23 protein-coding genes and 11 tRNA genes are annotated in these 22,295 nt (G+C 41.5%); 2 read left to right on the top strand and 32 right to left on the bottom strand.

All coding sequences use genetic code 11. The features are described 5' to 3' along the window. Positions 1-109 precede the first annotated feature (109 nt). The 12 genes from DET59_RS13975 to DET59_RS13920 form a co-directional block, all read right to left on the bottom strand. Positions 110-183, bottom strand: a tRNA-Gly gene (locus DET59_RS13975). Between the two features lie 14 nt (positions 184-197). Continuing rightward, positions 198-274, bottom strand: a tRNA-Pro gene (locus DET59_RS13970). Positions 275-329: 55 nt separating this feature from the next. Further along, positions 330-406: transfer RNA gene (locus tag DET59_RS13965), tRNA-Arg, on the bottom strand. 19 nt (positions 407-425) lie between these two features. Beyond that, positions 426-511: transfer RNA gene (locus tag DET59_RS13960), tRNA-Leu, on the bottom strand. 84 nt (positions 512-595) lie between these two features. Further along, positions 596-677: transfer RNA gene (locus tag DET59_RS13955), tRNA-Leu, on the bottom strand. Positions 678-714: 37 nt separating this feature from the next. Then, positions 715-790 (bottom strand) — tRNA-Lys (locus DET59_RS13950). 5 nt (positions 791-795) lie between these two features. Further along, positions 796-870 (bottom strand) — tRNA-Gln (locus tag DET59_RS13945). A gap of 80 nt (positions 871-950) precedes the next feature. Continuing rightward, a tRNA-Asp gene (locus tag DET59_RS13940) sits at positions 951-1,027 on the bottom strand. 113 nt (positions 1,028-1,140) lie between these two features. After that, positions 1,141-1,212, bottom strand: a tRNA-Glu gene (locus tag DET59_RS13935). A 15-nt stretch (positions 1,213-1,227) separates the two neighbouring features. After that, positions 1,228-1,318 (bottom strand) — tRNA-Ser (locus tag DET59_RS13930). A 7-nt stretch (positions 1,319-1,325) separates the two neighbouring features. After that, positions 1,326-1,400, bottom strand: a tRNA-Asn gene (locus tag DET59_RS13925). Between the two features lie 129 nt (positions 1,401-1,529). Further along, entirely contained in the window at positions 1,530-2,006 is a 477-nt protein-coding gene (locus DET59_RS13920) for a SprT family protein (RefSeq protein WP_113970255.1), read from the bottom strand. 149 nt (positions 2,007-2,155) lie between these two features. Between DET59_RS13920 and cmpA the strand changes: the two genes are divergently transcribed. Beyond that, positions 2,156-2,269 (top strand): cortex morphogenetic protein CmpA, encoded by a 114-nt coding sequence (gene cmpA / locus DET59_RS13915; RefSeq protein ID WP_113970254.1) that lies wholly within the window; start codon positions 2,156-2,158, stop codon positions 2,267-2,269. An 88-nt stretch (positions 2,270-2,357) separates the two neighbouring features. Here cmpA and DET59_RS13910 read toward each other — a convergent pair whose 3' ends face one another. From DET59_RS13910 to acpS, 14 genes are all read right to left on the bottom strand, one after another. Continuing rightward, on the bottom strand, positions 2,358-4,526 hold the full coding sequence (locus DET59_RS13910) for a Tex family protein (protein WP_258549677.1): 2,169 nt from the start codon (positions 4,524-4,526) through the stop codon (positions 2,358-2,360). 462 nt (positions 4,527-4,988) lie between these two features. Further along, complete coding sequence (locus DET59_RS13905) at positions 4,989-5,585, bottom strand: PP2C family serine/threonine-protein phosphatase (RefSeq protein WP_113970252.1); 597 nt, start codon at positions 5,583-5,585, stop codon at positions 4,989-4,991. Further along, positions 5,585-6,382 (bottom strand): RNA polymerase sigma factor SigB, encoded by a 798-nt coding sequence (sigB, locus tag DET59_RS13900; RefSeq protein ID WP_113970251.1) that lies wholly within the window; start codon positions 6,380-6,382, stop codon positions 5,585-5,587. Before sigB ends, DET59_RS13905 begins: the two co-directional genes overlap by 1 nt. Then, positions 6,360-6,827 (bottom strand): anti-sigma B factor RsbW, encoded by a 468-nt coding sequence (gene rsbW, locus DET59_RS13895; RefSeq protein WP_282139240.1) that lies wholly within the window; start codon positions 6,825-6,827, stop codon positions 6,360-6,362. The genes sigB and rsbW overlap by 23 nt, the downstream gene beginning before the upstream one ends. Next, positions 6,827-7,159: an anti-sigma factor antagonist gene (locus DET59_RS13890; RefSeq protein ID WP_113970249.1), complete on the bottom strand. Its 333-nt coding sequence runs from the start codon at positions 7,157-7,159 to the stop codon at positions 6,827-6,829. The genes rsbW and DET59_RS13890 overlap by 1 nt, the downstream gene beginning before the upstream one ends. Before the next feature lie 80 nt (positions 7,160-7,239). Continuing rightward, positions 7,240-8,250, bottom strand: a complete 1,011-nt coding sequence (locus DET59_RS13885; RefSeq protein ID WP_113970248.1) for a PP2C family protein-serine/threonine phosphatase — start codon at positions 8,248-8,250, stop codon at positions 7,240-7,242. 10 nt (positions 8,251-8,260) lie between these two features. Beyond that, a complete protein-coding gene (locus DET59_RS13880; protein WP_044340428.1) occupies positions 8,261-8,662 on the bottom strand; it encodes an anti-sigma regulatory factor in 402 nt (133 codons plus the stop codon). A gap of 2 nt (positions 8,663-8,664) precedes the next feature. Beyond that, positions 8,665-9,021 carry an STAS domain-containing protein gene (locus DET59_RS13875; RefSeq protein WP_034763058.1) on the bottom strand — a complete coding sequence of 119 codons (357 nt, stop codon included), beginning with the start codon at positions 9,019-9,021 and terminating at the stop codon, positions 8,665-8,667. Then, positions 9,018-9,848 (bottom strand): RsbT co-antagonist protein RsbRA, encoded by an 831-nt coding sequence (locus DET59_RS13870; RefSeq protein ID WP_113970247.1) that lies wholly within the window; start codon positions 9,846-9,848, stop codon positions 9,018-9,020. Before DET59_RS13870 ends, DET59_RS13875 begins: the two co-directional genes overlap by 4 nt. Positions 9,849-10,261: 413 nt before the next feature. Next, on the bottom strand, positions 10,262-10,612 hold the full coding sequence (ndoA, locus tag DET59_RS13865; RefSeq protein WP_034763063.1) for a type II toxin-antitoxin system endoribonuclease NdoA: 351 nt from the start codon (positions 10,610-10,612) through the stop codon (positions 10,262-10,264). Positions 10,613-10,616: 4 nt separating this feature from the next. Continuing rightward, positions 10,617-10,898 carry a CopG family ribbon-helix-helix protein gene (locus DET59_RS13860; RefSeq protein WP_032085355.1) on the bottom strand — a complete coding sequence of 94 codons (282 nt, stop codon included), beginning with the start codon at positions 10,896-10,898 and terminating at the stop codon, positions 10,617-10,619. A gap of 126 nt (positions 10,899-11,024) precedes the next feature. Then, positions 11,025-12,230, bottom strand: coding sequence for an alanine racemase (gene alr, locus DET59_RS13855; protein WP_113970246.1), 1,206 nt, complete (start codon positions 12,228-12,230; stop codon positions 11,025-11,027). Between the two features lie 285 nt (positions 12,231-12,515). Beyond that, positions 12,516-13,529, bottom strand: coding sequence for a LolA family protein (locus DET59_RS13850; RefSeq protein WP_113970245.1), 1,014 nt, complete (start codon positions 13,527-13,529; stop codon positions 12,516-12,518). Between the two features lie 224 nt (positions 13,530-13,753). Continuing rightward, entirely contained in the window at positions 13,754-14,104 is a 351-nt protein-coding gene (acpS, locus tag DET59_RS13845; RefSeq protein ID WP_113970244.1) for a holo-ACP synthase, read from the bottom strand. Positions 14,105-14,803: 699 nt separating this feature from the next. Here acpS and DET59_RS13835 point away from each other — a divergent pair. Continuing rightward, the gene (locus DET59_RS13835) at positions 14,804-15,388 is read left to right on the top strand and encodes a rhomboid family intramembrane serine protease (RefSeq protein WP_113970242.1); all 585 of its coding nucleotides are present in this window, start codon (positions 14,804-14,806) and stop codon (positions 15,386-15,388) included. Positions 15,389-15,433: 45 nt separating this feature from the next. Here DET59_RS13835 and DET59_RS13830 read toward each other — a convergent pair whose 3' ends face one another. The 6 genes from DET59_RS13830 to DET59_RS13805 form a co-directional block, all read right to left on the bottom strand. Further along, on the bottom strand, positions 15,434-16,891 hold the full coding sequence (locus DET59_RS13830; RefSeq protein WP_113970241.1) for a PH domain-containing protein: 1,458 nt from the start codon (positions 16,889-16,891) through the stop codon (positions 15,434-15,436). Then, complete coding sequence (locus DET59_RS13825) at positions 16,884-17,363, bottom strand: PH domain-containing protein (RefSeq protein ID WP_113970240.1); 480 nt, start codon at positions 17,361-17,363, stop codon at positions 16,884-16,886. The genes DET59_RS13830 and DET59_RS13825 overlap by 8 nt, the downstream gene beginning before the upstream one ends. A 100-nt stretch (positions 17,364-17,463) precedes the next feature. Next, a complete protein-coding gene (gene uvsE / locus DET59_RS13820) occupies positions 17,464-18,426 on the bottom strand; it encodes a UV DNA damage repair endonuclease UvsE (protein ID WP_113970239.1) in 963 nt (320 codons plus the stop codon). 47 nt (positions 18,427-18,473) lie between these two features. Next, on the bottom strand, positions 18,474-19,445 hold the full coding sequence (locus tag DET59_RS13815) for a nuclease-related domain-containing protein (RefSeq protein ID WP_181778166.1): 972 nt from the start codon (positions 19,443-19,445) through the stop codon (positions 18,474-18,476). A 336-nt stretch (positions 19,446-19,781) separates the two neighbouring features. Next, on the bottom strand, positions 19,782-21,293 hold the full coding sequence (gene cshA / locus DET59_RS13810; RefSeq protein WP_258549676.1) for a degradosome RNA helicase CshA: 1,512 nt from the start codon (positions 21,291-21,293) through the stop codon (positions 19,782-19,784). Between the two features lie 262 nt (positions 21,294-21,555). Beyond that, a complete protein-coding gene (locus tag DET59_RS13805) occupies positions 21,556-22,245 on the bottom strand; it encodes an alpha/beta hydrolase (protein WP_113970236.1) in 690 nt (229 codons plus the stop codon). Positions 22,246-22,295 lie beyond the last annotated feature (50 nt).

Genomic DNA, 22,295 nt, shown 5'->3' with positions numbered 1-22,295 from the left:
CAAACTCTCCGATAAAAGTTTGAATAGCTCTTTAAAAATAAATCTAGAATTAACGTTGACGTATTGTCTTGTTTTGTTCAGTTTTCAAGGTTCAATAAAAGCAATAAATTGGAGCGGGTGAAGGGAATCGAACCCTCATCATCAGCTTGGAAGGCTGAGGTTTTACCACTAAACTACACCCGCATATAATATTGTGATGGTCGGGAAGACAGGATTCGAACCTGCGACCCCTTGGTCCCAAACCAAGTGCTCTACCAAGCTGAGCTACTTCCCGCTAGAAAAGCATATGTATTACTATGAGTATGAAACACTCGCTTGTAGAAATAAGATGGCGCGCCCGAGAGGAGTCGAACCCCTAACCTTTTGATCCGTAGTCAAACGCTCTATCCAATTGAGCTACGGGCGCAATATGTTTTAAATCCTTTTGGTGCGGCCGAGAGGACTTGAACCTCCACGGGGTCGCCCCCACTAGGCCCTCAACCTAGCGCGTCTGCCATTCCGCCACGACCGCGTTTAAAGCGACAAACACTATTATAACGAGGATACTATGTTGTGTCAATAGCTTTTCGAAAAGTCATTTCAACAACTTTCAAAGTGCGGGTGAAGGGACTTGAACCCCCACGCCTTGCGGCGCCAGATCCTAAGTCTGGTGCGTCTGCCAATTCCGCCACACCCGCATAAATGGTTAGATATTTTTGCTACCGCAAAAATCTTTGGTGAGCCATGAAGGATTCGAACCTTCGACCCTCTGATTAAAAGTCAGATGCTCTACCAACTGAGCTAATGGCTCTTAAATGGCTGGGCTAGCTGGATTCGAACCAACGCATGTCGCAGTCAAAGTGCGATGCCTTACCGCTTGGCTATAGCCCAATGTTTCGTCAAAAAGTGACGAGGTTTATATAATAACATGTCCAAAACATTAAAGTCAATAACTTTTTAAATAAATAATCTGGCGGTCCGGACGGGACTCGAACCCGCGACCTCCTGCGTGACAGGCAGGCATTCTAACCAACTGAACTACCGGACCAAAGTTTTTTCGCGTTAGCGAAAATAACTATCCTTACCTTGCGAAAGCAAAATAACTTTCATTATTCACGCTAGCAAAATGAATTTTTTAAGTTGCAATAACAAAAATAAAAATGACCCATACGGGATTCGAACCCGTGTTACCGCCGTGAAAGGGCGGTGTCTTAACCGCTTGACCAATGGGCCATGTTCTGAAAGTAATGGCGGAGAAGGAGGGATTTGAACCCTCGCGCCAGTTGCCCGACCTACACCCTTAGCAGGGGCGCCTCTTCAGCCACTTGAGTACTTCCCCATAAAAATGGCTCCGCAGGCAAGATTCGAACTTGCGACCGATCGGTTAACAGCCGATAGCTCTACCACTGAGCTACTGCGGAACGTAAAGTATTCTTTCGCTTAACTCGTCTTATCGACTCTTTAGATTATAATGACTCCTCTATTTATTGTCAACTACTTTCAAACACTTTTCATCAGAAAAAAATGCTCATCATCAGGGGATTAACCACTCAGGATTTTCCTTCCTTCATAATGACTTCCTTCACTAATTTAAGCTTCCCTTTACAACGTCCACACACGTATTTTCTTAAATTGATCTTCCTTCTTCTTTTAAACTCCAACCCGCACTTCGAGCACACATAAATCAAATACCTTTTTCTCTTATTCACACTCGTTAATATCGAACAATGTCTTGGACCCCCAACTTCATTTAGAAGCCTCTTAAAATCTTCATCTCCATGCTTATATCCTTTACCTTCAATATGCAAATGATAATGACACAACTCATGTTTAATGATTCCTATTAATTCATCCATACCATGCTCGTCCAAATATTTACGATTAATATCGATATTATGACTACCTAACATATACCTTCCCCCAGTGGTTCTTAGTCTTGGGTTGAAATATGCTTTATGAAGGAAAGGCTTACGAAAAGATTGAATAGATATTTTTTCAACAAGAAATTGAAGCTCAGCGTCCGTCATATGAAATCCTTCTTTCTTAATTAGAACATGACAACCTATTATAGCATAAACTAGATATCACCCTTACTGTTTCAGCATGACAAAATACTCCAAGGAATGTCATCACACGGATTCAGCTGGCACTTTCTTAGAGATAAGGAGGTTACCCCATGCCTAACTGGCTTGTGAATCAATTGAGGAGAGCCTATTTTGAGAAGGATCGATATCAAATCAAGCTCCTTAATCAATGCTGGTATTTTTACCGTAAGAAGAACAGCTCTTAAGTATGGACATTAATCATGCCCCATCCTAAATGGCAAAAAGAGCTGACCTGAGATAGCATTCACTACCACGCAGTCAGCTCTTACCTGATTATTGAATCATCGTCAATGCGACTCTGCCTTTTTGAACATCCACGCTATCAACCCAAACGGTTACAACATCCCCAACAGACACCACATCTAATGGATGCTTAACGAAACCATTTTTCAGTTTTGAAATATGGACAAGTCCATCTTGTTTCACACCAACATCGATAAACGCACCGAAATCCACTACATTTCTTACGGTCCCTTGCAACTCCATACCTTGTGTTAAATCTTCTAGTTTCAAGACATCCTTCTTGAGAAGAGGTTTAGGAAATTCATCCCGCGGATCACGCCCTGGTCGAATTAACGAATCTACAATATCTTTCAGCGTTAATCTTCCTATTTCCAACTCAAGAGAAACCTCTTCCAAATTCAATTGGTTCAAAGACTGTTTCAATTCTTCTGACCCGATGTCAGCTACACTCAACCCGACTTTCATAAGAAGCTTCTTCACATCGTTATAATTGTCCGGATGAATAGATGTTCGATCAAGTATCTCTTTCCCATCCATTATTCTCAGGAATCCAATACATTGCTCGTACGTTTTTGCACCCAGTCTTGGAATTTTCTTTAATTGGGATCTGGAAACAAACTTGCCTTCTTCTTCTCTCTTTTTCACAATATTAGTAGCCACCGTCTTGGAGAGTCCCGCAACATATTGCAATAGTGATGAGGAGGCAGTATTCACATTTACGCCCACTTGGTTTACAGCCGTTTCCACTACGAAAGTTAATGATTCATTTAGCTTCTTTTGTGAAACATCATGTTGATATTGCCCAACTCCAACTGATTTAGGATCGATTTTCACTAATTCAGCTAACGGATCCTGTAATCTTCTTGCGATGGAGACGGCACTTCTTTCTTCAACCTGAAGGTCCGGAAACTCTTCCCTTGCCACATCTGATGCTGAATAAACACTCGCTCCCGCTTCGTTGACTATTAAATAGAAGATCGATTGATCCATATCTTTTAACACATTCACGACAAATTGCTCGGTTTCCCTGGATGCCGTCCCATTCCCAATAGCCACAACCTCAATCGAATATTTTGTCATTATCGATTTGATTGCTTCTTCCGCTTTTGCGAGTTGAGATTGGGATGAATGTGGATAAATCACATTTATATCAAGAGTTTTTCCTGTTTCATCAATGACCGCTAATTTGCAGCCTGTTCGGAAAGCGGGATCGACACCCAAGACCATCTTTCCTTTCATCGGTGGCTGAAGCAATAACTTTCTCAAGTTTTCTGAGAAGATATGAATGGCTTGATCCTCTGCTTTCTCTGTTAATTCATTACGAATTTCTCTTTCTACCGATGGTTGGATCAGTCTTTTATAGCTATCTTCCACCGCTTCTTTCACAAGAGGGACGGAGATGGAATGAATATTTTTAATGACCTGTCTTTGCAAATAGCTAAGGATACCTTCTGCATCAGGCTGGATATTCACCTTTAATATATCTTCCTTTTCCCCTCTGTTCATTGCTAAAATGCGGTGAGGAACTACTTTATGAATGGGTTCTTGATAAGAGTAGTACATTTCGAAGACCTTTTTTTCGTCCTGTTCTTCCTTTTTTACCTTTGATTCAATTAACCCTTTACGGAACGTATAACTTCTTATGTATTCTCGGTATGAAGCTTCATCGGAAATGTACTCAGCAATAATGTCTTTTGCTCCATTTAAAGCTTCCTCGGTTGTCATTACTTCCTTTTCTTCAGACACGTAGAGAGAAGCCTTTTCTTCAAGCTCTCCTGATGCCGGGAATGTAAGGAGCCATTCCGCCAGGGGTTCCAGTCCTTTTTCTTTCGCTACGGTCGCTTTTGTTCTTCTCTTTTGCTTATATGGACGGTACAAATCTTCTACCGTTTGCAGCTTATCCGCCTTTTTAATGGCATGGGTTAACTCTTCCGTCAACTTCCCCTGTTCTTCGATCAATCGAATAACTTCTTCTTTTCTCTGCTCTAAATTTTGCAGGTAATTCCATTTATCCATAATATTACGGATTTGAACTTCGTCTAGTGCTCCGGTTTGTTCTTTCCGGTACCGTGCGATGAAAGGAACTGTGTTTCCTTCCTCCAGTAGTGAGATGACGTTTTTCACGTTTTTTATTGATAGGTTCAATTCTTTGGATACTCTGATAAGTAATGGTTCTTGATTTGTTAATGTTGTTGCCAATTGTATTACCTCCATTAAAAGGATTCTTATTTATTTTACCATAACTGTCTTTGAGGATTGAAAAGGGGGGCTTAACATAAAGCATATATCTGATGAATTGAAATGAAAACTCCGTCTCCCCAATCCACACTGTGACCGTTCCTTTCCGCTCCAGGCACTTCCTTTCCGCGGGGAGGAAGTCGAGCCTCCTCGACGTTCCGTCTGTGGGGTCTCGACCTTTCCTCTATTTCCCGCAGGAGTTAAGTGCCTTCCGCTACAATCCACTCTTCTCTACTACATCAGCATAAATATCCAAACTAATTTAAAGGAAGAATAAAATTAACAAAATTATGATTTTCAAAAATCAGTTATAAGATATATTGAACCGATCCCCCATCCATCGCGCACTGGATTACTGGGGTGAGTTAAAATCCAACTGTTTCTGTGAAAAGATCCTAAACAAAAAAACTTACCCTAAGACCGTTAGAGTAAGTTTCCTATAATGTATGTTGTATCGTCTGATGTACCGTCGACTAGAGATTGAATATCACCTAAAGCGCCATGAAGCGTTGGATATCTTTGAAGGATATTCTTTACTCCTGATATACTCAGTCCATCTGAGTGAATGAGAAATCTTGAGTTGGAATCGTAATGAAAACGTTGGGTCTTATATGTTTGCGGTCTTCCGGATAAATACCCTGTAACCGGTAATGGATAAGTCATCTTTCCTTCAGGTGCATACATATAAAAACGTATATTTCCTACACAGCTATACACAAACTCTTTGGAATGGTAATACGCTTTAATGATCGCTACTGCAGCGCCTCGTTTTTTCTGAAGAGCTTCGTTACAACGACTCATGAGGGTTTCAACATCCTCATGGTGATGCTCTTCCACTATATCGACGACCACATGAGACGATTCATAAGCAAACTTCCCACTTCCTAAACCATCGGCCAAAACACAGATAAAGTATTCGCTTGTAGAGGTATAGAAATAACTGTCTCCACAATAAGGATTTCCGTTTTTCGATACTTGCTCTGCATAAAGCTCTATTTCATTTTGTTGAAGATAAGCCATTAATAATGACTCTCCGAATCGTTCATCTCTTCCTGAATGGCTTCCCTAAGCTTTTTGATCGCTCTTCTTTGTAAACGGGAAACATGCATTTGGGAAATGCCGAGCTTCTCGCCAGCTTCTTTTTGGCTTAAATTTTCTAAATAGGTGTGTTGTATAATAGCCTTTTCTCTGTCGGAAAGAACATGAAGCACTTTCTCAAGAACGAGTCGCTGATTGACTTTCTCGTAGCCCTCATCCTGGTCTCCCACAATATCCAATATTGTAACAGTGCTTCCCTCTGAATCCGCTTCAATCGAGTGATCCACTGATAACGCTTGATAACTCCTGCCCATTTCCATTGCTTCCAGAACTTCCTCTTCACTAACTTCCAGATATTCAGCAATTTCATGGACTTGAGGAGAACGTTCTAATTGGTTTGTTAACTCTTCAACCGTAGATTTTATTTTCGGACCAAGCTCTTTTATTCTTCGTGGAACATGTACGCTCCACGTTTTATCTCGCAGGAACCTTTTTATCTCTCCAATGATTGTCGGAATCGCAAATGCCTCGAATGATCTACCGAAAGATTCATCGTACCTTCTGATTGCACCAAGCAATCCAATCATCCCTACCTGGATAATGTCTTCGTGGAAAGATCTTCCCTTTGAATATTTCCTCGCAATGGACTCAACAAGATTCTGGTAATGTAAGATCAGTTGACTTTGTGCATCATCATCTTGTCTTTCCTGATAGTCTTTGATCCATTGAAGTACTTTTTCTTTTTGAGCCTGCTGGTTAGGTTGAGATAGTTTTTTCATCCCTCTCCACCTGCTCCCCTGATAGGAATTTAGTCATAAAGACTGTCACTCCCTCCTTGTGATGCACTTTTACATCATCCATCAAGCTCTCGATAAGGTAAAGACCTAACCCACCTTCTCTTAAGAACTCCACTGAATGATCGGCATGATAAGGACCAACAGCACTGCGAATTTCTTTAAAATCAAAACTTTCACCGTGATCCGCTACCATAACCTCAAGACGATCCTCATATAGCGCGAATCCAACAACCACTTCTCCGTCGTTGTCTTTATACGCATGCTGAACCGCATTTGTGATAGCTTCACTAGTAGCAATCTTCAAATCCTCAATTGCATCGTAGTCAAATCCCATACGACTTGCAATTCCTGAAAGCGTCAAACGAATGACCCCGACATATTCCGGCTTTGCGGGGATCTTCATCTCGATGTAATCAAAAGCTTTCATCATTCCACGCCACCTTCTACCTTGGAATTAATATTCATAATATCCCCTAAACCTGTAATATCAAACAGTCTCTGCAGACGATCGGATAAACCGATTAGATTTAATTGCCCACCGCGAGCTTTAACCGTTTTGAAAAGACCAACAAATACACCTAATCCAGTACTATCCATATATGATACGTCTGAAAGATCCACCGTTATATCTTTATCATCAGCCTCAGCAGAGGGTAGAAGCGTTTCTTTAAGCTTTGGAGCTGTATATGCATCAATTTCACCGGCTACTTTGACGAGTAGCTCGTTCTCTTTTTCTTTCATATCTATTGATAAGTTCATAAAAAGACCACCTTTTTTTTGGCAACATTTATAATAAGTCTTTATACATTTACCCTATTTATAACAAGAATAAACTTTATTTATGAATTTCTTTTTATGATGATTAGAGTGAAATCGTCTCTAAGCTCAAAGTGCTGCATCTTCTCGAGTTGTTTGTATACATTATTGACAATCTCTTGAGGGGGGAGGTGATGGTACTTGCTTATTAATTGAACCAAATCTTCCCTTTCGATGAAGCCATCTTCGGAACGGCACTCTGTTACTCCATCGGAGAGAAGGATGATCATATCACCTGTCTCAACTTGTCTTTCGTATTGTCGGTACTTCGCTTTTTTATCTACACCTAATAGAAGACCCTTTGCATCAAGATCTTCAAATTCATTGGTTGACGCTCTATAAAAAAAGCCGGGTTCATGCCCAGCTGATGAGTATGAAAATAGATGTTCCTTCGAATTGTATACACCGTAAAACATTGTTATGAACATACTTGCATCCACATTTTGTTCCACTACTCTGTTTAAGCTTTCCAAAACAGCATTAGGTTCATTCCGGTATTCAGGTAAACTATCCATGGCATACTTGATCATGGACATGCAAAGAGCTGCAGGTATACCCTTACCAATTACATCGGCAATGGCAACACTGACGCTGTCATTCTCATCCTGAACAAAGTGATAGTAATCTCCGTTCATCTTTTTGGCAGGTACACTTACAGCTCCAATGTCCAAGGCTTCCACGGTAGGGATGACCGTCCCTAACAGGGTTTGTTGCATATTGGATGCTACATCTATTTCGTTATTTAATTCTTGTTGTTTGGTTCGTAGACTCTGATGCTCGCGATAAGCAAAACCATAGCCAATCATGACTTCAAGTAAAATATCGAATGAGTGAAGCACTTGATGTGGTATATTAGGCTCCATTTCTAATATCACACTCTTATGGAGACTAATGATTTCCTCTGGCGAAACATGGTGCTCAATTGATTTACGACTAAATTTCTGTCCTAAATAAAGGGCTTTTTCATCTTGTTCGTTTAGATAGTGCTCTATAATTTCTCTATATTTAGAATCCATTAAATCTCTGAAATTCATTTAACTCCCCCTAGCGGAGCCACTTAGTCGCTCTGATATCCGTCCCTTCTCCAGGCACAGACTCGACGTTAAACTCGTCCATTAAACGCTTTACTCCAGGCAAACCTGCTCCTAAGCCGCCTGATGTGGAATATCCATCTTCCATTACTTTTCTAATATCTGCAATACCGGGACCTTCATCCAATGCGATAATTCGCACACCTTTTTTCCCGGAATCGAATAACTTTTCAATACAAATCTGACCATAGCCAGCATATAAATATATGTTCCGTGCTAATTCGCTGATAGCCGTAGTGATACGAGCTTGGTCAACGGTCCCGAATCCGAGCTCTTTCGCTACATTCCTCCCTAACTGGCGGGCAGCAACGATGTCCCATTCATTCGTGATCTTCACGCAGGATTGGCTATCCATACCTAGTCCCCCAGTTCCAATTGTAATTTCTCCAGACCTTTTTCCAGATCCAGAGCGGTCAGGACGTCCTCTAACCTGATACCAAGCTCGATCAACGTTATCGCTACAGCAGGCTGGATGCCCGTGATGACTACTTTAGCACCCATTAATCTTGACATGTTTATAACATCACCAAGTACTTTAGCAATGAATGAATCTATAAAATCTATGGAAGTAATATCGATTACTACCCCTCTGGCGCTGGTTTCGTGAATCTTCTGCAGAAGATCTTCTTGAAATTGAAGGGCTGTTTGATCATCAAGCTCCCACTGAATGGAAATCAACAAACAATCATGCAGCTTTAAAATTGGTATTCTCACTCTAATCCCTCCGCCGAAACTATTTTTCGATTTGTCATTTCCAGAGCCTTTTCTATTCCTTTTCTTAACGTACTATTTGTACTGAATTGATTAAGATCAATTCCTAAATTAACGATCGTCTGGGCAATCTCAGGTCTGATTCCCACCAGCATACACTTTGCCCCGACTAAACGCACGGCTTCTGCCGCCTGAATGATATGGTGAGCGACCATGGTATCCACTACCGGTACACCTGTAATATCAATCAGCACAACTTCCGCTCTATGCTTCACCACACCATTTAACAGGTTTTCCATGATCAAACGGGCACGTTCAGTATCGATGGTGCCGACAAGAGGCATTATGGAAATCTTTTCAAATACCGGTATAAGTGGTGCAGATAATTCCTGCAATGCTATCTTTTGAAGAGAAACCGTTCTTTCCCACGATTCTGTATAAGCTTTAACCACTTTGTTATACATCGGTGTCAGCCATTGGTCAAACTTCTCAACCTGTGAAGCGTGATTTTCATCTGTGATCAGCTGATCCTTAGTCATACCTTCGTAAACCACTTTACCAAATGTACCTAAAGCAGTTGTCACAAATGTCAGAGGCCAACCTAACCTGACAACCTTTTCAGCGAAATCCTCCAACCGGCTATTGAACTCCTTGGAATCCCTTAAGTTAGAAGCAATCATTTCTACAAACTCATGGCTTGTCTTAGTAAAAACTTGATCTGAAACAACTTGAAGAAACTTCTCATCCGCTTCGTTCCTCATTCGTTCCATCCAAATACTAGTGATATCTGATTTATTATTCTCAATATAATCCGTGACTTCACTAAACATTTAGTTCTCTCCATTCTATCATATGAAATTTGTAGTTCGTATTTATGCCGAATGATGTAACTTAATTTTAAAGTAGTTTACAACAGTGAACGAAAAAAATGACGCAATTACTTTAATAGTAACAAATAAATACAAAAAAGAAAAAACCTATGCCTTTTCGGGTATTTTTAGTGCTTACTTTTCCCATTATAAATTGTTTACGGTGTTTTGTCATAAAATTGACTATATTTCCATTATCCATATTCTTCTTTTGGGGTTAATTGGAACTAGACTTCTCTTCTAAAAAGAAAAAAAGACAAAACAAAAAGGCTTAATGATCAAGAATGTTGTTGATCAGCAAGCCTTCTGGTTTGAAGTTATATTGTTCCTATTGTATAGCATGATAAAGTATCTGCACGATGAAAAGCTCATGGTTAGAACTGGATTAGACCCACGCTGATTTGCAGGGCGTCATCCACTTTTTCCATCATCTCATCATCCAAGTGCGTAATCTTATCGGTAAGACGTTGTTTATCAATCGTTCGAATCTGTTCAAGCAAGATAACGGAATCACGTTCAAAGCCATAACGTTTTGCATCAATTTCAACATGAGTAGGCAGTTTCGCTTTTTGAATTTGAGCGGTAATGGCAGCTACAATAATTGTGGGACTAAACCTGTTCCCTATATCATTTTGAATAACAAGTACCGGCCGAACTCCGCCTTGTTCTGATCCTACAACAGGAGAAAGGTCTGCAAAATATACGTCACCACGCTTTACAATCAAAGGATTAACCCCCGCTTACTAAGCGTTCGACTGTATGTTCTGCCTCATATTCTGCTTGAATCGCTTCTGAAGCGATCGCGAGATTAATCTTAGCCATTTCCATATAGCCGCGTCTCATAGATTCACGTAATTGTCTCTTCTTACGTTCTCTTAAATACATTTTGGTTGCACGATAAATAAACTCATTGCGATTCACATTTTCTTGATCTGCAAAGCCGTCTAATTCTGTAACGAGCTGTTGCGGTAGACGAATTAAGATTTCTGTTGTTGCGCTGGATTCAGACACAAACTACACCTCCACCAATCACTACATACCGTTTCTGTTCATTAACATATTTATCATACCATCAATTAAGGGGAATGAAAAGTTAATTTATCAATCTCTTCTATTATCCACCATATAAAATACTAATTATTCATCAAAGTTGCGGTTATTTTCCTGTTGACTGTGAATACCAGTCGATAAGAGTTTATTCGATACTTCCGTCGGCTCCCCGTTTCGCATATAGATACGCGGCACCCTCGTTGTGATCATACAAGGGATCTCATAGTTAATGGTATCAAGCTTTCCAGCGATTTCATCCATTGTAATCGCTTCTTCACCCTGATTGCCTATTAACGTCACGCGGGTACCCATATCAAGAAATTCAGGCAGTCGAATCATACATTGATCCATACAGACCCTTCCAACAATTGGAACTCTCTCACCGTTCACAATGACGTCCTGACCTTGTAATTTACGCAGCCAGCCATCAGCGTATCCAATCGGGATCGTCCCAATCCACTCTGCCTCACCCGTTTCATAAGTAGCCCCATAGCTCACTTTCTCTCCAGCTGAAAGTTCTTTTGTATGAATAAGCCTTGAATGAAGAGAAAACACTTCTTTTAAAGGAAAAGGCAGCACAGGCTTCATCTCTTGAGAGGGGGTCAGTCCATACATGGCAATTCCCACCCGCACAGCATTAAAGAGGGTGTTGGTTTTCCTTAATGTAGCGGCACTATTTGAAGAATGGATATAAGCCGGTAATGACTCCAATTGATTCAGCATGTGTTCAAATCGAGCTAACTGCCGGTCAAGATAGTCATCGTTCAACTCATCGGCTGTGGCAAAATGGGTAAAGATCCCCTCAAGCTTAAATTGGGAATGAGCTTGAACATACTGTTCGATAGCCTTTAATTCCTCAGTGGAACGAACACCTATCCGACCCATCCCGGTATCACACTTGATATGAAGGTTTAATCGATCTCCTTCTTTCAGCTGATTTTCAGCTTCCACAAGCCACTCTTGGTGGAATGTGGTTAACGAAATATCCAAATCGGCCGCAATCTTGACATCTTTCGGTCTCGTAGCACCTAATACGAGAATCGGAGCGGTTACGCCGGCTCTTCTTAACGAAATCGCTTCGTCTAAGAATGCAACAGCTAAGCCGTGTGCCCCGGCAGAAAGTGCAGTAAAAGCGGTTTGCACATCCCCATGCCCATAAGCATTCGCCTTCACAACCGCAAACACTTTCACATCTCCAGGGATATGGTCTCTAATATTCTTTACGTTTTCATATAAATGATCTAGGTTGATTTCTGCCCATGTATCACGAAAAAATTGGGTCTGGGTTTCCACTCTCTTCACTTCCTCATATCTTTACACAAAACATTGTCATTCTATTCAAGAATACCATTGATTATTCATATTATCATTCATTGTGTCAAATAGAATTTTGGAAGAGGGGGGTTGGATAAGTGTTTATGAGGCCGTTCGAGGAAGACCTTTGGGTTTTTAGATCGATATTAATTTCTTTTACTAGCGTAGGGTAGATGATGCTTTTACTTCTATTCTTCTATCACATCTCCCTCACGCACACCAAGAAAAGAGGCGAACCTGATAGGCCCGCCCCGTTCAGTTATTTTATTTCACCATCGAACCTTGTACGGATTGAGCTACCATCACCATCTCAGAAGGAGTCAGGTCATTGGAGGCAAGCATATAGTCCACTCCGTTATTGGTCCATCTGATTGATTGCTCTGTCATGGCCGCTACTGTGAATCCTAAGTCCACTAATTCACCTTTAAGAGAAGTAGAAACCGTCATTGTTGGAACGACCGTTGTTTTTTCTTGTACGATTGTGAAGGATTTTTCACCATCGTACGTTAAGATCACACGTTTACCCGTATCGGTGGCGACTTCTTTTTCTTCAATTAATTCGGTGCCGGTGATTTCAGACATTGGGTAAAGAACAGTGAATTCTGTGTCCTCTACATTTGCCGTAACCGGTACTTCAAGCTGGGCACCTGTCATGTTTTTCTTCATGTCGAAGTCCTTTTTATCGAATCCGGCTTTCATATCCATCTTGGAGAACTCTACTTTTACAAGTGGATTTTTATCAGAATCCAATACATTGACCGATGCCGGCGTCAGGTCTTTCTTGTTAAAGGCAATCTCTTGAGTCGGAAGCATCTGACTGTTTTGATAACGAGTCTTCGTGTTAAAGATGTAATGATCCTTTGTTTCTTTGAAAGTAGCCTCTTTATCCTCTAACACATCTTGAACAAGCGATTCATACAAGTACGCCTGACTGCTATTTTCAGGCCAGTTGCTTTGGAATCGGAAGCTTTTGTTCAGAGCCGGCGTAAGGACAAATACACCCTCATCATTACGTAAGATCATTTGACTCTGATCTTTCGCAGCGTTCTTTAATGCCACTCGATAATAATTAGGGTCATTATGCCACACTTCCACATCATAGGTTTGAGGCTCGTCGCCCACCTGCAGGGTCATTTTTGCATCTGCTTTGTACCCCTTCATATCCTCTACTTTAGCCTTAAGATCCTTGGTTACATCTTCTTTCGATTGCTCTCCACAAGCAGCCAGCATAAGCACCGCTAACATGGCCATCACTAGTATCACTAGCTTTTTCTTCATTTTTTCAACCCCTTTTGTCCCAGGATAAACGTAATTGAGAGAGGGGAAAGCCAGCCGTCTAAGAATGGACGATCCTTATAGAATGTCCCGTTCCTTAGTCCAATTGCCATTCGCCAAAGAACCGCGATTGTTAAACACCTGGCCTTGTCTCTCTTATTGCACTACTGAATATATGAGACAACCTGAAGGATTATGCTAGTGAAGATGACAAGCTTGAAATAATTTTACTCTTCGATGATCACCTGTGCAGCCGCAAATTCCCGGCTGTGAGTGATGGATAGATGAGCATTCGCCCCCTCCGGCTTTGAAAAATAAGGCTTTCCGTTCAGATCCTTACTGATTTCAATATCCTGAAAGGAGAGCGCTGTTCCGATGCCCGTTCCATTCGCCTTGGCAAAAGCTTCTTTGGCTGCAAATCGTCCTGCTGCGAACTCAATCTTGCGCTGCTCGTTTAATGTATAGAAAGCATCCTCCTCCTTAGCTGTTAAAATTCTCTTAACGAACTTCGGCTGCCGTTCAATCATCCTCTGAATGCGCCCTGTTTCAACGATGTCCAATCCTATTCCTTTTATCATATGCGATTCCCCTTCTACTCTTGTCCTGTCTTGCATAATTGTATAATGAACTATCCTCGTGATTTCCGACGTTTTCTTATAGTATAGTATTGACTGCGTTTTTTTAAATAGCTCTTTTTGTAATGATTGTTGCTTTAAACAATTTGTCTGCCATGGCTCTGTCAACGGGTGTCTGCTGGATGGTGAGGGGAACTGCTCCGCTTGCAGCTAGCGTTCGGCCGAGCCTCCTCAGCTTAGCCGAACGGGGTCTCGGCACGACCGTACTTCCGCAGGACTCTGCGCAGTTCCCCTCACCATCTAAACAAAATTTGAGTGACAGAGCACAGAAGGGACAAAAAGCAATCGACAGTACAGGATATCTACTATAGCTAATATCAACCTCTCGACACTTCAAAAAAAGCAGCCTGTCAAAGATAAAACGTGCATGTTTTTATATTTGTCTATTTGCACAAACTCATGCTTCGAAAGTTGATTGGAGCGGAAGGTGCTCGACTCCTGCGGGAATAGCGGGAAAGTTGAGACCCCGCAGGGCAAAGCCCGAGGAGGCTCAACTCACGCCCCGCGGAAAGCGAGCACCTGGAGCGGAAATCAACCACTACTCGCTTTTTCAAAAGCAACAAAGTTTACGAAAAAAAAGCCTTTTAAATAAATGATTCAGTAATGATATAAAAAGAAACAACCTACTTAGGAGGATACAATATGTTTGTCCGGACTGAAAGTTTTTCACAATTTTTACGGTTATACCCTATTATTTCCCTGATTGTATTCATTCATATCGCCCTATACCTAGTCAGTGCACTTCCTATTTTTCCACAACTGTGGGTGTACGAGCAGCTGGCCGGTGTGAATTTATTTATAAGCGAAGGAGAATGGTGGAGACTCGTCACCCCTATCTTTGTACATTTGGGATTCGCTCATCTGCTATTCAATTCGTTTTCCCTTGTCCTGTTTGGCCCACCACTGGAAAAGCATCTGGGAAAAGCGAAGTTTATCGGTCTATATTTAGCAAGCGGCATGTTTGCCAATATCATTACGTATGTTACCAAGCCCCTTACGTATAGTCATGTGGGAGCATCAGGAGCGATTTTCGGTTTATTCGGCTTTTACATCGCCATGATTATCTTAAAAAATCATTTCATCACGAGAGAAAGCCGGCAAATCATCCTACCGATCGTCGTCATCGGTGTAGTCATGACCTTCATGCAATCAGGAATCAACATAACGGCCCATATCTTCGGACTAATCGGCGGCTTTGTGATCGGGTGGATTTCAGGTAAAAAATAAGAAACAAAAGTGACCCGCTAACGAATCGCGGGCCACTTTTATCGTTTACACACTATGAGAAAACCAAGAAGCAATGGTTCGGAGGTCCTTCTTTTCAAGATCCCGGATCGGACTCGCATAACCAGTCTCTCCAGATTTTATCGTGGTTCTGAGACTGCCCAAGTCTTTTCTCGTTTGAAACCAGCTTTCATGGGTGTCCAGAGATTGAATGCGACTTTTCTTTATATGCATCGTATTTTTCAATATGCCCCTATACTGTAAAGATAATTGTCCATCAACAATCTTCCAGCCCCCGGCACGATATTGGTAGTATCCGAGAATCCCGAAAGGAATCATCAACAAGCCGGCCCAAAGACCATATGGCCAGTACATAAAACAAACAGCCGCCATCGGGATCACCACCCAGACTGCCTGTCTGAACACATATCTTCTTAAGGAACGTCCCGGAAGCCTCTTAAAGTCATCATGAATGACATAATCCGGAAATAAGTCGTTTAATAATTCCTGAATTCGTTTCTTCTTCACAATCGGGAATAATTTTATACTGGTGCTGTCTTTCTCTAAAACAGATCCACCTGCATTTTCAATGTGGACGGTGCAATACCCCAATAGTTGCCTGATTGGATTTTCCACTACCCGGATTCCTTGAACACGATTTAAGGGAACCGTCACCTGCTTCTTCTCCAGGAGCCCTCTTGTCATGACAATGTGATCATCCACAATTTTTATTCTGAAATCACCATAAATAATAAATGTCCAGGCAATCGATAATAGCCAGGCAACAAGCAAGCCCAAAAAGGCCATCACCGAAACGACAAACACTCCGCTTTTCACAAAAACAGCCAGCTCATCGTACACAGCTTCGTACGGAATGAACTCATTAAATTGGGACAAGAAAACAAACACCCCGGAAATAACGACCCCGACCCCGCCTGAAGTCGTAGCAAGAACCCAAATGTCTTTCGAGGAGAGGTTGAAAAAGGGGGTTTCATCTTTCAAAGTACCCGTATTTTCGCCTGACAGATCGTCGGTTACGATGTTACCCTTTTTCTCCCGATAAATCATTTCCTCCAACTCTATTGCTTCTTCTTTTAAAATAGCTGTCAATTCTGCTTCTGATTCCCGGGGATTCGAAGACCCTGCCGTTTCGACCTTGACCTTAACCAATCCAAAAGGGCGATGAAGAATGCCCTCAGAAAAATTCAAACTCTGAATCCGGTCAATGGGGATATACCTTTTCTTTTTAACGAATAGTCCGTACTCAATCCTCAGCTCCCCTTCTTCCACTCGATATGTAAACCGAAGCCACTTCACAATCCCTGTGACCAGAACGAACACAAGAACTGCCGCCATGGATATTAGAGGCATATAATCCCAAACCCCCGTCTTCTCTCCCCGGTTATTCAATACAAATAAAAAGACAAAGGGAACGATCAAGTCCTTTAACTGTTTTACAAAATTCGCTACGGCTGAAATAGGATGCAGTCTCTTGTGCTCAGACATCATCTTCCGCCACCCTCGCAAGTTGTGAAATGGAGTTTCTCAATTCATCTGCCTCCTCCACATCCAATGCCGGTATCTCATGAACCGTGGCTGCCGTCGAAATCGTAATGGTTGCCAACTCATACTTTTTTAAAATTGGCCCCTGAACCGTATCAACATGTTGAACTCTCACCATCGGTACCAATGTGCGCTTCACGATGAAAATTCCTCTTTGAAGCTCAATCTCCTGTTCCCTAACCTCATAACGCCATCTCTTCCATTTGATCGTTGGAATAAAGAAAACAAACAAATATGTAAATAGAATCAACACGGCAACTGCTGCTGCAATGATCCATTGTTGCCACTCAAACATAACAGTTAGCGTAATCGCTCCTGCGGCTACAGCTGCAACGATCAACGTTTCAAACACACCATATATCTTCCACACCTTTAAAGCCTTTGGTGAAATCCGTTTTTGCGGCTCTCCGATCATACCCATCCCCTCACTTCTCTCTTTTACTAAATCTTACAGTATATTTACGGTTTGGAACAGAGATGGTTTCAGATTAAGGAGAAAGCTTTGGGAGATTTGCCTATTTTATCTTAAACGAACTTTTATCCACCCACTCAATCCCCTCAATCCCCTGCAGGTCCTCCACTAATCGGAACAAAGCGTCATCCTTTTTCTTCGCTTCTATCATACAATGGATTTCATCCACCGATCCCTTTATCCCTTGAAGAAAATCAAGAAACATCCTAGGGTCGATGAAATCGGCATGGGCTTTGTAATCCTCCTGGGATCGAGGGCTTGAAATATGCATCTTCACAGGTAATGATGACTGGCTCCACGTTCCTACGATCCTATCCCAATCCAACAACCAGTCCCTTTCGTTATAAGCAAGATGGTGATGGTAATCAAATACAAGGGGAATCCCGAGCTTTTCACATAGATAAAGGGCATCAGCCGCACTGAATACCGTATCATCATTTTCGAGAATGATCATTTGTTGAAGAGAAACGGGAGTCAGACCCCAATTGTGTATGAATTGCTCAAGTGCCTTTTCTTTGTCTTCATATGCTCCACCTACATGGAGAACACAGCGGTGGGTTGGATCGATTCCCATCCCTTTTAATAATGCCTCATGCATTTTTAACGTCTTCAGCGTATTTTTCAACACATCCACATCACTGGAATTGAGCAAGACAAAATGATCAGGATGAAAATCCACCCTCATGGGATGAAGCTTCAGGTACTCTTCAATCGCTCTGAGCTCCTCCTTTAACGGAGATATGAAATCCCATCCTTTCAATTCAGGATGATTCGCAAGAGGGATCAACTTTGAACTGAACCGGAAAAAATGAATCTCATTCAGAACATTATGCTTTAAAAGCCGCAGGCAGTTTTCAAGATTCGATTTTGCGATCCGTTCGAGTTTATGAATAGCGGCCTCACGATCCTTGATCCCGGAAAACTGCTTATAAGTCATGGTTTGGGAAGGTGATGCATTCTGGAGGTTCATGCTCATGGCAACATAGCCTAACCTTACGAGTGTCATGTGGGGTGGACTCCTTTTTGGGGTTAGTATGTGCGGAAGGAAGGGAATTATCTTGTTGATTTTGAATAAATGACAGCCTTTGTTCCTCCTTGTGTTTCTAAATGAAGGGATTTCAATATTTTATAAGCGGTGTTTCGTGATTTCAGATGCAAAAATCTCCTCAATTGGCGATTGGTTATGTGATCACTCATTAGTAAGAAATAATCCCGAAGCGCTTCTATGTGGGCATATTTAGATGAACTACCACATTTAACGCAGGACCACGCACCACTCACTCTAATCATTGGTATGTGATTGCACTTTTCACATCGGACTCCAGTCACAATATCGCTTTGGGTAAGAGAATATGTCTCCATAAAGTCTATCTCGGATTCTTCATGATTTTTTAACATGGTTTTCTTCATTTTGGTTATTTCTTTATCAGTCATGGCTTCTTTTACGTATAACTCATTTAAATCTTTGATATTGTCTATTATATTTTGGGCATGAATAATGTTTCTGTAAGGTGAGTCAGCTGGTGGGGTTTTGGTGAAATTTAAGATAGTTGATGGGTTGCTGAATACAACGAGGTGTTCGATGGGAGGGTGTTTCAGCTTGTGGACACTGAACCATTTTTGCAGTAATAATTTTTGTCTTTGAACCTGAGAAACCGGGTCAGAGAATCCTTCTGTTAATCCTTTATAAGTACGGGTAAGCTGTCTTATGAATGGATCAATGGTGACTATTCCTGAGATGTTCTTTACTTCGATAATTAAAATATAGAATGGAGTGAGGATAAGGAAATCCATTTGGAAAAAGTTTGAGAATAGAGGAAGCCTTACATCATAAAAGATTCTATATTTCTTGTCTTTCAAGAAGCCGAGGTGGTAGTAGACGGTTGCTTCACCTTTGTAACCTGCTTTTCTTTTCTTTAAATCTTTATCTACGATGGGAGTCTTTTGATGATTGAGAGCCAGGCGCCATAATAATGTTTGGCTATTTTCAATATTGATAGGGATTTTAAATTCTTTACAGATCAATTGATCACTCTCCTTTAAGGTTCTGCTTACTCTAGTTCGCCACAGGCTTAAAAAACCCTTCTTTTCCATTACAAAAAACCACAGTTTATCACTAATTGCGTCGTTTTGGGGTTTAATTGCGTCGATATCTGAATAATTGCGTCTTTTTTCACCTTAATTGCGTCTTTTTTCTGTTTATTGCGTCGTTTCACACAATAATTGCGCCTTTTTGTAAAAATTGGAAACAAACCGCAATCCGTGATCCTTGCCCCTTTCCCATACCTCCTAATCCAACCAGCACAAACCAAAAAAAACACGACAACCCAAAGGTCATCGTGTTCCCATTCTCAATCAAAATCAAGAATTGTTATAAGATTTACGTTTGCTTGAAGATTGTGGTCTGCCGCCGCCAGTACGGTTGCGATCTCCGCCACGGCTTCCGCCTCCGCGATTTCCACCGCCGCTGCGTGGTGATCCACCACGGCTTCCGCCTTTACCGCTGCGTGCTCCACCTTTGTATCCACCGCCGCGATTTCCACCACCTCTTGATGGTAATGGACGCTCTTCAGTGATATCAACTGGTGTTGTATCCGGCTCCTTCGTCAGGACACGGATTGCTGCTGCAACTGCTTGAACAGAATCGTGGCCTCCAAGGAATTCTTCTGCTAATGGATAGTAATCCTTAAGATCACTTTCTTTCGCCGCTTCAGCTAATTTTTCAAGAGCTAAGCGTTGTTGACCTTCAAGGGCTTCGTTTAAGCTAGGTGGCTTAAGAGCCGTCATTTTCTTCTTCGTTGTTTGTTCAACGATCTTCAGGTAACCCATTTCTCTTGGTGTTACAAAAGTGATGGACATCCCTTTCTTACCTGCACGACCTGTACGTCCGATACGGTGAACATAGCTTTCAGGATCTTGAGGAATATCAAAGTTGTAAACATGCGTCACGCCGGAGATATCTAATCCACGAGCGGCAACGTCTGTTGCGATCAAGATGTCGATGCGTCCCTCTTTGAACTTCTTAAGAACCGTCATACGACGAGCTTGAGAAAGATCTCCGTGAATTCCTTCTGCCAGGTAGCCGCGAATGCTAAGAGCACGAGCTAATTCGTCTACTCTGCGTTTTGTACGACCGAATACAATCGCAAGTTCAGGTGATTGAACGTCGATTAAACGGGAAAGAGTATCGAATTTTTCTTTTTCACTTACTTTAGTGAAGAATTGTTCGATGTTCGAAACCGTTACTTCTTTAGACTTCACTTTGATTACTTCCGGCTCTGTCATAAAGCGATTCGCAATGCGTCGGATCGGATCCGGCATTGTGGCAGAGAATAGAAGTGTTTGTCTTGTGCTTGGAACCGTCTCAAGAATGCTTTCGATGTCTTCGATGAAGCCCATGTTCAGCATTTCGTCTGCTTCGTCAAGTACTAGTGTTTCAACGTTTTCAAGGTTGAGTGTTTTACGTTTGATATGGTCAAGAAGACGACCTGGTGTACCAACGATGATATGAGGGTTCTTTTTCATCGCGCGGATTTGACGTTGGATGTCCTGTCCTCCGTAGACAGATAACACACGTGCACGCTTGTCAGCTCCGATACGATATAACTCTTCAGATACTTGGATGGCAAGTTCACGAGTTGGTGCAATGATAAGAGCTTGAACGTTTGGATTTTTCACATCGATCTTCTCGATCATCGGAATTCCAAATGCTGTTGTTTTACCTGTTCCAGTTTGTGCTTGACCGATAATATCCTTACCTTCTAAACCGACTGGAATTGTACTCGCCTGAATTGGTGTAGCTTCTTCAAAGCCCATACGTTTAATTGATTTCAACGTAGATGCGCTTAAGTTTAAATCTGCAAACTTAGTCAATGTTACATTCTCCTTTAATTTACATCTTTTATAACTAATCATTTTCTGATTATATTTTTAGGTCGGAACGAAATCTTACCCACCGAAAGACTTCGGTATCTAATCTAAAACCGTCTATATGAGATGTTTAGTTTTTATGTTTGGTACAAAAAAATACACTCTTCAAAATAGAAGAGCTAGCACGTCCAACAAATTAAGAACTATGTTGTAGCTATGTTACCACTTCTAGAAATGAATTTCAATCTAATGTCAAATAGTCAATCTATTCATTTAGCAGGAATTGGTAGATCTCTTCGAAAAGTTCGTGCTTATCTTCACTATGACAGATCAAATGTTTTGCTTTAGGGGAATAAAAAAGGTTTTTTTCTTGGGAAGAAATAGTCTCGTATATATATTTTGCAGCTTTAGGGGGGACTATTCCATCAATCTCTCCTTGGGCAATAAAGGTTGGAACGTTAACCTTTTTCAGGAGCGGACGAGCAATACGAACGACTTTTCTAAATTCGTATGTGGACAGAACTGGGGTTTTGGTCACCTTCCATTTGTACCGGTTGTAGAGCTCGTTTTCAATCAGATTTCCTTGAATTCCTTCTTTAATCATATTTCCAATATCTTTCAGTAGTTGCTTCACATTTACATAATAAGCTGCTGCGCTTAAAAGCACGAGCTTATTGACTTCATATTTCACCGAAAGATACGAAGCGATCAAACCACCCATGGAGAAGCCGATAACGTAAACCTCATCGCATTTCTCAATAAGTGCCTGAAGCTCATCCTCAGCATGCTCGATCCATTCAATATGTTTAACCCCTTTTAGTTCAAGGGTTTCACCATGACCAGGCAGAGTCGGCACAACGATTTCCCAGTCGGTTCTCTCTTGAAGGAAATCTGCCAACGGCTCTACTTCAAAAGGGCTTCCGGTGAATCCATGGATTAGTAAACAACCGATCATGTTATCCCCTCTTACTTTTAAAAGGTAGGGAGAGAGCCAACCTCCCATCA

It is taken from the genome of Rossellomorea aquimaris, from assembly GCF_003315075.1.
GTDB classification, from domain to species: Bacteria; Bacillota; Bacilli; order Bacillales; family Bacillaceae_B; genus Rossellomorea; species Rossellomorea aquimaris_C.
The sequence above is the reverse complement of the archived record's forward strand: the minus strand, read 5'-3'. Positions and strand labels throughout refer to the sequence as shown.

Excerpts from the sequence above, each read along its gene's own strand:
- DET59_RS13920 (WP_113970255.1), bottom strand. The coding sequence starts at position 2,006 with ATGACGGACGCTGAGCTTCAATTTCTTGTTGAAAAAATATCTATTCAA.
- cmpA (WP_113970254.1), top strand. The coding sequence starts at position 2,156 with ATGCCTAACTGGCTTGTGAATCAATTGAGGAGAGCCTATTTTGAGAAG.
- DET59_RS13905 (WP_113970252.1), bottom strand. The coding sequence starts at position 5,585 with ATGGCTTATCTTCAACAAAATGAAATAGAGCTTTATGCAGAGCAAGTA.
- sigB (WP_113970251.1), bottom strand. The coding sequence starts at position 6,382 with ATGAAAAAACTATCTCAACCTAACCAGCAGGCTCAAAAAGAAAAAGTA.
- rsbW (WP_282139240.1), bottom strand. The coding sequence starts at position 6,827 with ATGAAAGCTTTTGATTACATCGAGATGAAGATCCCCGCAAAGCCGGAA.
- DET59_RS13890 (WP_113970249.1), bottom strand. The coding sequence starts at position 7,159 with ATGAACTTATCAATAGATATGAAAGAAAAAGAGAACGAGCTACTCGTC.
- DET59_RS13885 (WP_113970248.1), bottom strand. The coding sequence starts at position 8,250 with ATGAATTTCAGAGATTTAATGGATTCTAAATATAGAGAAATTATAGAG.
- DET59_RS13880 (WP_044340428.1), bottom strand. The coding sequence starts at position 8,662 with ATGGATAGCCAATCCTGCGTGAAGATCACGAATGAATGGGACATCGTT.
- DET59_RS13870 (WP_113970247.1), bottom strand. The coding sequence starts at position 9,848 with ATGTTTAGTGAAGTCACGGATTATATTGAGAATAATAAATCAGATATC.
- DET59_RS13850 (WP_113970245.1), bottom strand. The coding sequence starts at position 13,529 with ATGAAGAAAAAGCTAGTGATACTAGTGATGGCCATGTTAGCGGTGCTT.
- acpS (WP_113970244.1), bottom strand. The coding sequence starts at position 14,104 with ATGATAAAAGGAATAGGATTGGACATCGTTGAAACAGGGCGCATTCAG.
- DET59_RS13835 (WP_113970242.1), top strand. The coding sequence starts at position 14,804 with ATGTTTGTCCGGACTGAAAGTTTTTCACAATTTTTACGGTTATACCCT.
- DET59_RS13830 (WP_113970241.1), bottom strand. The coding sequence starts at position 16,891 with ATGTCTGAGCACAAGAGACTGCATCCTATTTCAGCCGTAGCGAATTTT.
- DET59_RS13825 (WP_113970240.1), bottom strand. The coding sequence starts at position 17,363 with ATGATCGGAGAGCCGCAAAAACGGATTTCACCAAAGGCTTTAAAGGTG.
- uvsE (WP_113970239.1), bottom strand. The coding sequence starts at position 18,426 with ATGACACTCGTAAGGTTAGGCTATGTTGCCATGAGCATGAACCTCCAG.
- DET59_RS13805 (WP_113970236.1), bottom strand. The coding sequence starts at position 22,245 with ATGATCGGTTGTTTACTAATCCATGGATTCACCGGAAGCCCTTTTGAA.